Origin of the sequence: Limnohabitans rimovensis (SeqCode), from assembly GCF_965234775.1 — a bacterium.
Lineage (GTDB): Bacteria > Pseudomonadota > Gammaproteobacteria > Burkholderiales > Burkholderiaceae_C > Limnohabitans > Limnohabitans rimovensis.
The window spans coordinates 1,242,577-1,255,254 of record NZ_OZ248562.1 but is presented as its reverse complement, the minus strand read 5'-3'; the positions used below and the strand labels follow the sequence as shown (position 1 = coordinate 1,255,254).

At 60.8% G+C, this 12,678-nt stretch carries 12 protein-coding genes; 6 read left to right on the top strand and 6 right to left on the bottom strand.

Annotated features, from left to right (window positions below):
- Positions 1 to 53: 53 nt before the first annotated feature.
- Complete coding sequence (gene ychF, locus AC8GFZ_RS06100) at positions 54 to 1,145, top strand: redox-regulated ATPase YchF (protein WP_506643355.1); 1,092 nt, start codon at positions 54 to 56, stop codon at positions 1,143 to 1,145.
- 98 nt (positions 1,146 to 1,243) lie between these two features.
- Here the strand turns inward: ychF and AC8GFZ_RS06095 are convergent, their stop codons facing one another.
- Entirely contained in the window at positions 1,244 to 1,912 is a 669-nt protein-coding gene (locus AC8GFZ_RS06095; RefSeq protein ID WP_506643353.1) for a flavin reductase family protein, read from the bottom strand.
- 42 nt (positions 1,913 to 1,954) lie between these two features.
- Between AC8GFZ_RS06095 and AC8GFZ_RS06090 the strand changes: the two genes are divergently transcribed.
- Genes AC8GFZ_RS06090 through AC8GFZ_RS06080 form a run of 3 tightly spaced genes read left to right on the top strand, consistent with a single transcriptional unit; the run spans position 1,955 to position 4,662 of the window.
- Complete coding sequence (locus tag AC8GFZ_RS06090; protein WP_506643351.1) at positions 1,955 to 2,197, top strand: hypothetical protein; 243 nt, start codon at positions 1,955 to 1,957, stop codon at positions 2,195 to 2,197.
- The gene (locus AC8GFZ_RS06085) at positions 2,190 to 3,611 is read left to right on the top strand and encodes an amidase (RefSeq protein ID WP_506643349.1); all 1,422 of its coding nucleotides are present in this window, start codon (positions 2,190 to 2,192) and stop codon (positions 3,609 to 3,611) included. Before AC8GFZ_RS06090 ends, AC8GFZ_RS06085 begins: the two co-directional genes overlap by 8 nt.
- 13 nt (positions 3,612 to 3,624) lie before the next feature.
- Positions 3,625 to 4,662, top strand: a complete 1,038-nt coding sequence (locus AC8GFZ_RS06080) for a zinc-binding dehydrogenase (RefSeq protein ID WP_506643348.1) — start codon at positions 3,625 to 3,627, stop codon at positions 4,660 to 4,662.
- 43 nt (positions 4,663 to 4,705) lie between these two features.
- On the opposite strand, the gene AC8GFZ_RS06075 is transcribed toward AC8GFZ_RS06080, so the two are convergent.
- Together AC8GFZ_RS06075 and AC8GFZ_RS06070 are read right to left on the bottom strand one after the other, a co-directional pair.
- Entirely contained in the window at positions 4,706 to 5,536 is an 831-nt protein-coding gene (locus tag AC8GFZ_RS06075) for an aspartate/glutamate racemase family protein (RefSeq protein WP_506643346.1), read from the bottom strand.
- Positions 5,537 to 5,545: 9 nt separating this feature from the next.
- A complete protein-coding gene (locus AC8GFZ_RS06070) occupies positions 5,546 to 6,400 on the bottom strand; it encodes an alpha/beta fold hydrolase (protein ID WP_506643344.1) in 855 nt (284 codons plus the stop codon).
- 122 nt (positions 6,401 to 6,522) lie between these two features.
- On the opposite strand from AC8GFZ_RS06070, the gene AC8GFZ_RS06065 reads away from it, so the two are divergent.
- Positions 6,523 to 7,926 (top strand): MmgE/PrpD family protein, encoded by a 1,404-nt coding sequence (locus AC8GFZ_RS06065; protein WP_506643341.1) that lies wholly within the window; start codon positions 6,523 to 6,525, stop codon positions 7,924 to 7,926.
- Entirely contained in the window at positions 7,923 to 9,299 is a 1,377-nt protein-coding gene (locus tag AC8GFZ_RS06060; RefSeq protein WP_506643339.1) for an MmgE/PrpD family protein, read from the top strand. Before AC8GFZ_RS06065 ends, AC8GFZ_RS06060 begins: the two co-directional genes overlap by 4 nt.
- 1 nt (position 9,300) lies before the next feature.
- Here AC8GFZ_RS06060 and AC8GFZ_RS06055 read toward each other — a convergent pair whose 3' ends face one another.
- Genes AC8GFZ_RS06055 through AC8GFZ_RS06045 form a run of 3 tightly spaced genes read right to left on the bottom strand, consistent with a single transcriptional unit; the run spans position 9,301 to position 12,677 of the window.
- Positions 9,301 to 10,293 (bottom strand): isopenicillin N synthase family dioxygenase, encoded by a 993-nt coding sequence (locus AC8GFZ_RS06055; RefSeq protein WP_506643337.1) that lies wholly within the window; start codon positions 10,291 to 10,293, stop codon positions 9,301 to 9,303.
- 16 nt (positions 10,294 to 10,309) lie between these two features.
- Entirely contained in the window at positions 10,310 to 11,215 is a 906-nt protein-coding gene (locus AC8GFZ_RS06050; RefSeq protein ID WP_506643335.1) for an ABC transporter substrate-binding protein, read from the bottom strand.
- Between the two features lie 52 nt (positions 11,216 to 11,267).
- Complete coding sequence (locus AC8GFZ_RS06045; RefSeq protein ID WP_506643333.1) at positions 11,268 to 12,677, bottom strand: FAD-dependent oxidoreductase; 1,410 nt, start codon at positions 12,675 to 12,677, stop codon at positions 11,268 to 11,270.
- Position 12,678 lies beyond the last annotated feature (1 nt).

The following is a 12,678-nucleotide window of genomic DNA, read 5'->3' as shown; positions in this document are numbered from 1 at the left end:
TTGGCGAGACTGTGCGCCCAACCATCCCCGCGCCTGCGGGTTGAGGAATTTCCATGAGTTTGAAATGCGGCATCGTCGGCCTGCCCAATGTCGGTAAATCCACCCTTTTCAATGCGCTGACCAAGGCGGGCATTGCGGCAGAAAATTACCCGTTTTGCACCATCGAACCCAATGTCGGTGTGGTTGAGGTACCCGATCTGCGCTTGGCGCAACTGTCCACCATCGTCAAGCCCGAGCGGGTGGTGTCTGCCATCGTGGAGTTTGTCGACATCGCTGGCTTGGTCGCAGGTGCCAGCACCGGCGAGGGTTTGGGCAACCAGTTTTTGGCCCACATCCGAGAAACCGATGCGATTGTGAATGTGGTGCGCTGCTTCGAAGACGACAACGTCATTCACGTGGCGGGCAAGGTCGACCCCATCTCGGACATCGAAGTGATCCAAACCGAGTTGTGCTTGGCCGACTTGAACAGCGTGGAAAAAGCTTTGCACCGGGTGCAAAAAACCGCTCGCTCGGGCGACAAAGAGGCCGCCAAATTGGTGGCCATTTTGGAGAAATGCCAACTGGCCTTGAATGACACCAAGCCCGTGCGCACCATCGACTTCAGCAAGGAAGAAAAGCCGCTGCTGAAGCAGTTTTTCTTGATCACCGCCAAGCCTGCCATGTTCGTCGCCAATGTGTCGGAAGATGGTTTTGAAAACAACCCCTTGCTGGATCGACTCACCGCCTATGCGACATCGCAAAACGCGCCGGTGGTGGCGATTTGCGCCAAACTCGAAGCCGAGATGAGCGAGATGAGCGACGAAGACCGCGATATGTTCTTGAGCGAGTTGGGCCAAACCGAGCCGGGCTTGAACCGCTTGATCCGCTCGGCCTACACCTTGCTCGGTTTGCAAACCTACTTCACCGCCGGCGTGAAAGAGGTGCGGGCATGGACCATCCATGTGGGCGACACCGGCCCGCAGGCCGCGGGTGTGATCCACACCGATTTCGAAAAGGGCTACATCCGCGCCCAAACCATTGCCTTTGACGACTTCATCCAGTTCAAAGGCGAGCAAGGCGCGAAAGACGCGGGCAAGATGCGCGCCGAGGGCAAAGAGTACGTGGTCAAAGACGGCGACGTGATGAACTTTTTGTTCAGCAGTTAAAGAACACCTGCACCAATACCTTCATCTGGCTGCGCATCGCAAGATGGCGAACGGGTGCATATTTCCAGGCGACAAAACCGCGTGAGCCACGCGAGATTTCACTTCGGGTGGGTTTTTTGCCAGTCCTCGTAAGAGGGAACGGTCATTTTGAAATGGTCGCGGGTGCGGGTGTAGAGCTGCCCAAACATGCGCCCAATCGGGTGGTATTTCTCTGGGTCGATGTAATAGGTCGCGGGGTCAAACAAACCATCGCGCACATGCATCATCACCACCTTGCCCACCACGATGTGGCGGTCTGGGCTGATTTGTAAAAAGGTGATTTTTTCGCACTCAAAGGCCACCGGGGCTTCTTGGATGCGTTTGGGTTTGATCAAGGTGGAGGGCACCATGGTCAGGCCAGCCATGTCGGTCTCGCTGACGGTGGGTGGAAAGTCCACCGCGCAAATGTTCATCGCTTCGCCCAAGCCTTCGTCGACCAAATGAATGACGAACTGGCCGTTTTTCATGATGTTGATCGTGGTGTCTTTGAGCGACTTGTCATGGCGGCGCGTTTCCAAGCCCACCACCAGCACGGGTGGGTTCTCTCCCATGGCGTTGAAAAAACTAAAGGGCGCGGCGTTGTCCCCGGTTTCTTCCCCATAGGTGCTGATCAGCGCAATCGGGCGTGGCACCACGGTGGAGGAGATGAGTTTGTACTGGATGTCATGGGACAAAGCATTGATGTCGATTTGCATGGGCTGACCTGGGTAAAAGTGGATGTTGTGCACAATAGGTTCCTCAACGCTGAGGGCCATCAAACCATTATGCCGATGAATTCTGTTTCCCCTGTGTCAACTGTTTCTCAAAACGATGTGCAAGCCGATGTGGATGCCTTGTCACACAGCTTGAAGCGCTGGGCACGTTACCCCGTTGCCGCCCAACGCGCACATGAGTTGACCGCCGAGTTTTCGCAACTCAACGCCTCGGTACAGGCGGGTGCTGCGCAGCTGCGGTTTGATGACGAGCCCAGTGCTTATGCGGCTTGGCTCCAATCGGGGCCCACAGGTGGCTGACACCGACATCGCCTTCATGGGCTTGACCGACGTGGCGCAGGCCATTGCCCAGCGAAAACTCTCTTCCCTGGAAGTCACCCAAACCTGTTTGCAGCGCATCGCGCAGTGGCAGCCCTCGCGCAAAGCCTTCATTCGCATCGATGAAGAAGCTGCTGTGGCCGCAGCGCGCCGGGCCGATGCCCAATTGGCCCAACACTCGTTCCAACCGGGCCCTTTGCATGGGGTGCCCTTGGCCCACAAAGATTTGTTTTACCGCAGTGGCCAGGTGTCCACCTGCGGCAGTTTGATCCGCCGCGATTGGCGCGCTGACACCACGGCCACTTGCTTGACCCGCTTGGATGCGGCGGGTGCCTTGGACTTGGGCACCCTCAACATGTCGGAGTTTGCCGGCGGGCCCACCGGGCACAACATCCACCACGGGCACTGCGCCAGCGCTTTCCACCCCGACCACATTGCTGGCGGTTCCTCCAGCGGTTCGGGCGTGGCGGTGGGGGCTGGCTTGGTGTTTGGTGCGCTGGGCACCGACACGGGTGGATCGATTCGCATGCCTGCTTCGGCCAATGGGGTGTTGGGGCTCAAGCCCACCTATGGCCGGGTCAGCCGCTATGGGGTGATGCCGCGCGCATGGTCGCTCGATCATGTGGGTGTGCTGGCGCGCTCGGCTGTGGACGCAGCGCGTTTGATGCGCTTAATTTCGGGCCACGATCCGCTGGACGCCACATCCATCGACCAACCGGTGCCCGATGACGAAGCGGGCTTGGGGGCGTCGGTGCGCGGGGTGCGTGTGGGCGTGCCCGATGTCAGTGCCTTGTGCGGGGTCGAGCCCGGCGTGCAAGCCATGCTCGAGGCCGCTCTGGACGTGTTACGCGATTGCGGAACGCAATCTCAGGCGGCGGCCATCGAAGACATGACGCCTTTGTTTCGCTGCGCCGAGACCATCATCAAGTCTGAGGCGGCCAGCATCCACGGGCCTTGGTTGCGCGAGCGCCCGCAAGACTACACGCCCTTGTTTCGCTCGCGCACCGAGGCCGGGTTTTTGATTCCCGCCACCCAATACATCGACGCTTTGCGCTGGCGCACGCAACTCAGCCGAAGTTTCATGGACACCACCATGCGGGGCATCGATGTGCTGATCCTGCCTTGCATGCCCTATGCCTTGCCCACCATCGCAGATTCGGATGTGGATCGCAGTGGGGAAGCGGTGCGCGCCTTGATCGGCCGCATCACCATGTACACCCGGCCCTTCAATTTATTGGGCTTGCCCGTGGTTCAAATTCCGGCGGGCTTTTGCCCAGCGGGTTTGCCTTGGGGCTTTCAGTTGGTGGGGCACCCGTTTCAAGAGGGTTTGTTGTTGCGATTGGCGAATCACTTCATGGCCCAAACCCCATCGCTGCTTCGCCGTCCACAGCTTTGAAAGGCATTCACCCATGAAGATGCAGGTTGCATGGTTCCACCGCTTTGGCGAACCTGAAGAGATGGTGTTGGAAGAAACGCAGTCCCCCATCCCCGGCCCTGGCGAGGCCTTGGTGCGGGTGCGTGCCACGGGCGTCAACCACGTGGATTTGGATGTGCGCGCCGGTACCGCCCGCGTGCCGATTCAATTTCCGCACATCTTGGGGCGCGAGTTTGCTGGAGAAGTGGCCGCCTTGGGCAGCGCTGGTGGTGCTTTCAAAGAGGGCGACCGGGTGTGGGTGGCCAGTCGCTTGGCCTGTGGTCAGTGCGAGTTTTGTTGGACCGGGAGAGACAACCTGTGTGCGCATGGGCATTTCTTCGGCATGGGTTTGCCGGGAGGCTACGCGCAATATGTCAAAGTGCCGGTGGTGTCTTTGCGCGCTTTGCAACCGCAAATGGGTTTTGAGCAAGCAGCTGCCAGCCAAATTGCGTTTGGCACGGCCTGGCATGTGTTGATCAACCGCGGCGGCTTGCAAGCGGGACAAACGGTGCTCATCCAAGCCGCAGGCTCAGGCATTGGCAGCGCGGCCGTGCAAGTGGCCAAGTACGCGGGTGCCACGGTGCTGGCCACCGCTGGCAGCGACAGCAAACTGGCCCGTGCCAAAGATTTGGGGGCCGACCACCTGATCAATTACACCGAGCACCCGCATTTTTCAGAACAAGTGCTGGCGCTGACACAGGGCAAGGGTGTGGACCTGGTGATGGAGCACATCGGCGGTGAGGTGTTCACCCAAAGCCTGTCCAGCCTCAAGACCGATGGAAAAATCGTCACCGTGGGCGCCCATGCGGGCGAGGTGGTGGCGCTGGACATCATTCCATTTTTTCGCCGGCAATTGCAATTGATCGGCTCGCGAAACGCCAACTTTGCCGAACTCAACCTGGTGATGGACTTGGTGGCGCAAGGCCGCTTCAAGCCGGTCATTCACGCGGCCTTGCCCCTGGCCCAGGCCGCCCAAGCGCATCGCATCATGGGCGCGCGGGATGTGTTTGGCAAAGTGGTGCTGCTGCCCTGAGCTTGCGTCCGGGCCCGAGCCCTGGTGCCCTGTGGGCACCGGTTCAGCGGTCGCCAGAAAAGTTGTGGCTCAACGCTGGCTGGCCCGAAAACTGGCGCACATGCGCCACCATGGCGGCACTGGGTTGCAAATACATTTGGTGGCGGCTCACGCCCGCACCGGTGGTGTGGGCAATGCGCGCAAAAAAGGCCGCGTGTTGAAACAGCACACCCAAGCTGTCCATCACCGGCACATCCCCTTGGGCTTGCAAGCGGCCCCGGCGCACCAAAAATTCGTTGAGCACCCCGTCGGCCGGAATGATGATGTCTGCGCCCTGGGCAATCATGTGGGCGCACGCGGCGTCAAAACGCGCTTCGATGGCTTGCGCCAACGCTTCGTCGGCTTCCAAAGAAAACTCATCAATCGCTGGCTCTAACGCAACGGCGCCCGCAAAGCGCCGCTCCAAACCATAGGCATGCATCAGGTCAGAGTAATCATCTGACTGGTCGGCGCACAAGGTGACCAAGCCAAATTTGCGGCCCAAGGAACAGGCCACCAGCGCACAGGTTTCGCCCAAGCCCAACACCGGGATGTTGACCAAGGAACGCGCCGCACGCAAAGCCGGGTCGAAAAAGCAGCCAATGGCCACCGCGTCATAGCCCTCGTTTTGGGCCACCATGGCGGCATCACAAATTTGCATCTCCAAGGCCGCTGCCACATAACGGTGTTTGATGGCGTCGATGGGTGCGCACCCGGGGGCATAGGTTCCCGGCCGCAAGCCATGGATCATCACGCTGGCGTCTGAGCCCATGACCTTGGCCGCATGTTCGGTCAGTGTTTTTCTATACAAGGGCATGACCGTCAGGTCGGTGAAGCTTTGGTGCCAAATGCGCATGATGACCTTTCAGGGCTGAAGAAAAAACCGACTCGCGTGGCGCGAAATGTCGCTGGCAAAGGCTTCGGTGGCATCAAAGCCTGCGTTTTGCAGCGTGACCAATTCGCCGTGTTTGAGCAACTTCATCATCTTGGGCCCTTGCGCACCCAAGTGGGCCTCTTGCGGCACACAGCACTCAATGACCTGGGTGGGGGCTTTGATGCGGCGCAAGGTGGCCGTGAAGTCGAAGTCAAAATTCATGCTGTAGACCTGGGCAATGTGCTGGCGGCATTGAACCATTTCGATCATGCGCGCCTCTTGTCCGCGCAAGGCTTCGGGCGTGATGCGCCTACCGGTCATGATGGCCGGGTTCCACCACACCTGGGCCAAGCCACTGAAGTCGGCCGCCCAGTTGCGCAGCAGGTGCGACCCGTCCGGATTGGCTTGGTAGGTGCCCATGTGTTTGCGCACCACTTCCATGATGGCGGCATTGCGGTCTTTGCGCGACACCACCAGGCTGTGGGTCATGCCGATCAGCACGGCTTTGTGGATGCGTTTCGGATAGGCCGCGGCCATGGCCGATGCGATTTTGTTGCCGGTGTGAAAGCCCAGCACATGGGCCCGCTCGATCCCCACATCGTCCATGAAGTGAATCATGCTGCGCGCCAAATCTTCCATGCGGGTGCCCGGGGCGGGGGCGTCGGACATGCCAAAGCCCAAAGTGTCAGGGGCAAAACAGTTGAATTGCTTGTCCAATTTGCGCATCAAGGGGGCGAAGCTCCAGGCCGAGCGTGGTGTTTCGTGCAGCATCAACAAGGGCTGACCACGCCCATGGTTGTAGAAATGAATTTGCCCTTCTGGCGTGCTGGCGTAGCCCCGTTTCATGCGCAATCTCCTGCGTTACGGATCAATTTTCGAACGGATGGTTTGGTGCCCCAAAGTGCATCTGAAAGCCATCCATCAGCCCTTGAAAGTCACTGTACCATGGGGTCATCATCGGAGTTCGCATGACACAAACCCCCGCACTTCACGAGCGCCAAAACGCCGCTCAACACACTCAAACTTTGTTTGCATGGGCCGCCACAGCCTGTGCCACGCCCTTGCCCGCCACCATTCGCCGACGGGCAGCAACCATCTTGGCCGATGACATGGGTGCCATGGTGGCCGGCTCGCTCGAGCCGCAAGTGGTCCAAGCCTGTGAAGCGTTTGTGCGCAACAGTTCATCGGCACAAGAGGCCACTGTGTTGGCCCCGGGTGCGGCAAGTGTGGACCGCTATGCCGCTGCCTGCGCCAATGGCATGGCCATCACCTGGTGCGAACTCGACGAAGGTTTTCGCAATGCGGCCTGCCACGGTGGGGCCTACACCTTGCCGGCTTTGTTGGCCGAAGCCCAGGCTTGCAATGCCAGTGTCGAACAAGTGCTCAGGGCGGTGGCCGTGGCCTATGAGGTGACCACCCGATTTGCCCTGGCCTACCCCTTCCCCAGTTTTTACGTGCACCCGCATGCCGCATTTGCCACCATCGGCGCGGCGGTGGCCGTGTCTTTGGTGCGTGGGCACGATGCGCAGCGCTTGCAAGACTGCGTGACCGGTGCCGCCTCGATGACCTTTGCCGGCCCATTTGACACCGCTGTGGAGGGCTCTTTGGTGCGCAATGCGTGGACTTCGGCTGGCGCATGGGTGGGCATGCGCGCCGCTGACTGGGCCCAGGTGGGCATCAGCGGTGGCATACACACCCCTTATGACGTGTTTGCCACCAACTTGCGCACCCGCTGCTTGCCAGAACAGTTGAGCGCAGGCTTGGGCGAGCGCTGGTCGGTGAGCAATGGGTATCACAAAATTTTTGCTTGCTGCAACTATGCGCATGCCGCCGTGGAGGCCAGCTTGAGCTTGCGCGCCCAACTCGGTCAGCGCACGACGGCCGACATTGCCGAAATTTGCGTGGAAGCCGGGCCGGCGGGTTTGTCTTTGTCCACCGTTGAGCCGGCCACGGTGTTGGCTGCCAAATTCTCCATGCCCCATGCCGTGGCTGCGACCACTTTGCGTGGCACCGGTGGTGCAGCCTCGTTCACCTTTGACACCTTGCAAGACCCAGACATTTCTGCCATGAGGCGGCGCGTCAAATTGGCCGCCTATGCCGGTGCTGGGCCACCGCCACGCGATCGCCCAGCGCGGGTCACCTGGACTTTTCATGACGGGGAGCAACGCTCGGCCACGGTCGAGAGTCCACGCGGCGGCGCCGATCAACCTTTTGACGAACCCACTCTGTTGTCCAAGTTGGCTGAAAACATGGGCGACGTTTTGCCCGCTGCCCCGGCATGGTTGGCCCGCCTGATCGAAGGCGATACAGCCCTGTCCAACATGGGCTGGCGCGAGGCCATGGCCGACATCACCCGGGGCGCACGCCCATGAGCGGATTGCGCCTATTGGTGCGCGCTTTGCGCGCGTGTGCCACGCAAGCCTTGCCCCCAGCGGTCAGCCATGCAGCGCGTTGGCATTTTTTAGACGCACTGGGCGTGGGCTTGGCTGCGGCCAGTGCCCAGGTCGGCGCGCCTTATCGCGAGCTGGGTCGAAGTTTGGCGGTGGGCGGGCCCAGCACGGTGCTCGGACAAGCCATGGGCGCTGCACCCGCCGATGCCGCTTTGGTCAATGGCGGCTTGATGCACAGCCTGGAGTTTGACGACACCCACACCGGGTCCATCATCCATGGCAGTTCGGTGGTGGCATCGGCAGCCTTGGCCATGGCCCAGGCGCACAACAGCTCTGGCGCTGCCATGTTGGGCGCTTATGTGCGGGGTTGGGAGGCCTTGGCCCGCATGGGTTTGGCCGCACCCGGCGGCTTTCATGCACAAGGGTTTCAGGCCAGCTCCGTGGCGGGCACCATGGCCTCGGCGTGGGTGGGTGCCGAGTTGGCGGGTTTGACTGAAGACCAAGCCGTGGCTGCCCTGGGCATTGCCCTGAGCCAGTCCAGCGGCGTGATGGAATTTGTCAGCAATGGATCGTCGGTCAAATCTTTGCACCCTGGTTGGGCGGCGCATTCGGGCTTGATGGCGGTGCAATTGGCCAAAGCGGGCATGACCGGGCCGGAGACAGCGCTCGATGGCCGTTGGGGCTTGTTCGCCCAATTCGCCCACGACCCGGCCGCTGCTGAGCGGTTTGCCCAATCGGTGGCCGACTTGGGTCAGCGTTGGCACATGCCCGACGCGGCCATCAAATTTCACCCCTGTTGTCATTACCTGCACCCGTTCATCGAAGCCGCAGGTTTGTTGGCGCAGCGCGGGGTGCAAGTGGCGCAGATCAAAGCGGTGGTGTGCGAGGTGCCCGAAGGTGCTGCGCCAGTCATTTGCGAACCCTGGTCCAGGGCTTTGAACCCTGCGAATGGCCATGCGGCGCGTTGGAGCTTGCCCATCACCGTGGCCATGCGTTGGGTGGAGGGGCGTGTGGATGTGACCAGTTTTGAGCGCAGTGCATCGGCAGATGTGCGCGCCTTGGCGCAAAAAATCAGTTGGGTGCCCCTGGCCCATGCGCGTTTTCCGCAGCGCTTTGAAGCGGTCATCACCTGCGAATTGACCACCGGCGAAAAGATCACCCAGCGCATTGACGATGTCGACGGCAACCACACCCGCCCACCCAGTTATGCACGCGTGCTGGCCAAGTTCAATGCCAATGCCGCGCTGACTTTGAAGCCCGAGGGCGTGGCCTTGTTGCAGCAAACGCTGCAAGACCTCGACAGTGCCAGCCCGGTGACCGCGATCGGTCAAGCCCTGGGACAACTCCTGGGTTGAATCAAGCCTTGAGGTGGCTGGCTTCGATCTTGCGTTGGATGTGCTCGCCGGCTGTCATGGCCGGGTAGCGGGGCGTTTCACCCGGGGCCACACAGGTGGGCACACTGGCAATGCTTTGATCGTAGTTGGGGTGCACAAACATACCGATCGATAAACGACGGCTTTGGGCCATGCCCACCGGCGGGTTGGCCACACGGTGCAAGGTCGAGGCCCATCGGTCGTTGGTCCAGCGCGCCATCATGTCGCCCAAATTCACCACAAACTCGCCTGGCTTGGCCTGAACGGCGCGCCATTGCCCATCGGGCATTTGCACCTCCAAGCCGCCTTGCGCATCGGTGGAGGCCAAGATGGTCATCGCCCCATAGTCGGTGTGTGCACCGGTGCGCAGTTGATTCGGCATGGGTGCCTCGGATAAAACCGGGTAGTGGTGGCACGACAAAATGCTGAAGTGGCGTTGCAACACCCCATCAAAATACCCTGGGGGCAAGCGCAGAGCGGCCCCAAACAAGCGCATCATGTCCTCGGCCAAGCGTTCATAAGCGCGGTACAAGCGCACCAAAGTTTGGTCCAAACCCGTGGGCAGGTTGGGGATCAGGTTGGGGGCATAACTGGTGGCGGCTTGCGCCAGGTGTTGGTAATGCGCCCGGTGATCGTCTATCGGGCCCAGGAACAAAGACTCGCGCAAATCGGGTGGCGTTTTTTGACCCAAGGTGTGCGCCAGTCCGCGTGTGGCAAAGCCATGAAAGCCGCGCTGCTTGGACGCGCCTGTGGGGTGCCATTGCTGCTTGGTCTCGTGCGGCAGATCGAAAAAATCAAACAGCTGTTGGGTGGCGGTTTCAAACAGTCCACTGGGAAAACGGTGACCTGAAATGATCAAAAAACCGGTTTGCTCACACGTTTGCGCCACCTGATGTGCAATCTGAGCTTGCGCTTGTGGATCGCCGTCTAAAAAAGGCCCGATGTGGATGGTGGGAACAGCGGTGCTGGGATGCATGGGCAAGGTCCTTCATTCAAGGGTTGAGGCTGAGGGCTTCGTCCACCACCTGCACGTAGCTGGGGTCGCGTTGAATCAAACCGCCTGAGACCAAAGCCGCTTTGAGGCGCAAAAAAGCACTTGCGGGCAAGTCGGGTTGGGTGGCCCACAGCCCGTGCAAGCGGTAGCTGTGCACGATGCGCGTCAACGCTTCTGGTGCCAGTGTTGGCAAAAAAGGCGCCACCGCTTTGGCCACATCGGCTGCGCTGGATGCCGCCAAGGCTTTTTGGGCGCGCGCCATGCCAGCCACCAAGCGCATGCAGTCATCGCGGCGGCGTTGGGTCATGGTGCGCGTGGCGTAAAACGTGGTGTAGGCAATGTCACCGCGCTGCGTGAAGCGGTGCCACACATGGCCTTGACCTTGCTGCACCAGTTGGTCCGCATAGGGTTCAAACAGTTGCACCACATCCACGTGGCCGCGCAAATAGGCGTTCAGGTTGCGCGCCATCGGGCGCACACGGTGTGCGGCGATGCGTGCGGGGTCTAGCCCGGCACGTTGCAAGTCGTCTTGAAAGGTCATCCAGGGGGTGGGCACGTCACCGGCCGGTGCCACGCGCAGGCCTTGTAAGTCAGCCCACTGGAAACGCCGCTTGCGGCTGCGACCCACCAACACAAAAGGGTCTTTGGCCACCACCTGGGCAAAGCAAACCAAGGGACAGCGCGGGTCGGCATCGTGGTGCATCATGACCCGCATCGGCCCGCCCCAGGACACATCGGCACTGCCGTCGAGCAACTTCAACGGGGTGTTGGTGGTGGCGGGCGAAACCACATGGTGCACATCCAAGCCTTCGCTTTGCCAATACCCGCCTGCCAATGCCAAGTAAAAGGGCACGTAGGGCACGGCCCGCATGTTTTCGCACAAAACCAGTGGACGGCGGGCCATGATTTTTATTAACCCAGGTAGGGAGAGAGGGGCGGTTGTGCCATGGCGCCAGTCAGCCTTTGGCGGCGCCCACTTGAGCGGCAGCGGTTTCCCCGGCCAAGCGGCCAGAGCTGGTGGCCATGAGCAAGCCGGAGCCCGACAAATAGCCCCAATCGGCAGGGCCGGACAGCCCGCGTGCGGCGCCACCCCCGGCCAACAAATTGGGGAACACACGGCCATCGGTGCGCAGCACACGCATGTCGGTGTTGATTTCCAAACCCCCTTGGGTGTGGGTCAGCGCACCAATGATCTTGCACAGGTAATACGGGGCTTGCAAAGCGGGCTTGTGGGTGAAGTCGCGCCCGAGCGCGTCAGCCTTTTGACCGCTGGCGCATGCGGCCACGTCGGCAAATGTGGCTGCCAAAACCTGTTCGTCACAACCGATGGCCTTGGCCAAAGAGGCAATGCTGTCATGGCGTTTGATGGCACCGGCCTCGTTGGCCTGCATGTGGCTGTGCTGCTTGTTGGCAGGGATCTCGCCGCGTTCGTCCCAAATGGCCCAGGCATATTGACCGGCTTGGCGGTGCACATGCAAGGCTTGCTCGGAGTAGCCGGAGTTTTCGTTGGAAAACCGCTGGCCTGCTTGGTTGACGTGAAAGCCGCCTTCGGTGACCGTGGGCCAACTCAGGTGAACCGCGTGCGGGGTGGCCACAGCACCGTGGCCTTGGAATGAACCCATGTCTTTGATCGAGGCCCCCAAGGCCGTTCCCCAGATCACCGCATCGCCTTGGTTGCCAGCATGGCCTTCATAGAACAAATCCACGGCTTCGGGGATGTACTGGCGCAGCATGTCTTTGTTGCCGCCAAAACCGTTGCAGGCCAAGATCAGCACATCGCAACCCATGTCTTCGGTCTTGCCATCGGGCCGTTTGACCCGCACCCCGTGCACCCGACCATCGGCATCGGCAAACAAGTCGGTCACATGGGCCGAGGTGGCAATCGGGATGCCCTCGCGCTCGACCGCAGACACCAGCACCGCCAGCAACTCCGCGCCATAGCGGGTTGGGGAGGCGTGCATGTGCGGGCGGCTGTGGCCCGGGTATTGAAAGTCCAGCACCGGTGAGATGGGCAATTGGTAGCGCTCGGCCAGCCATTCCACGGTCGGTCCCGATGCATGGGCGATGTGGCGGGCGATTTCCAAATCACATTCGCCGTGGGCTTTGGCCACCAGGTCTTGGAACAGCAAGTCGGGTGTGTCGTCCATCAGGCCAGCGGCTTTTTGCAAGCGGGTTCCGGCGGCCGGAATTTGACCGCCCGACAAAGAGGTGTTGCCCATGGGGCGCGCGTCACGCTCCAAGATCAACACTTCTGCACCGCGTTCATTGGCGGCCAAAGCGGCAATCGTTCCGCAAGCCCCCGCTCCGATGATGAGCACTTGCACATGGCTGGAAAACTGGGCTTGATCAGGCTTGAGCACCGACATC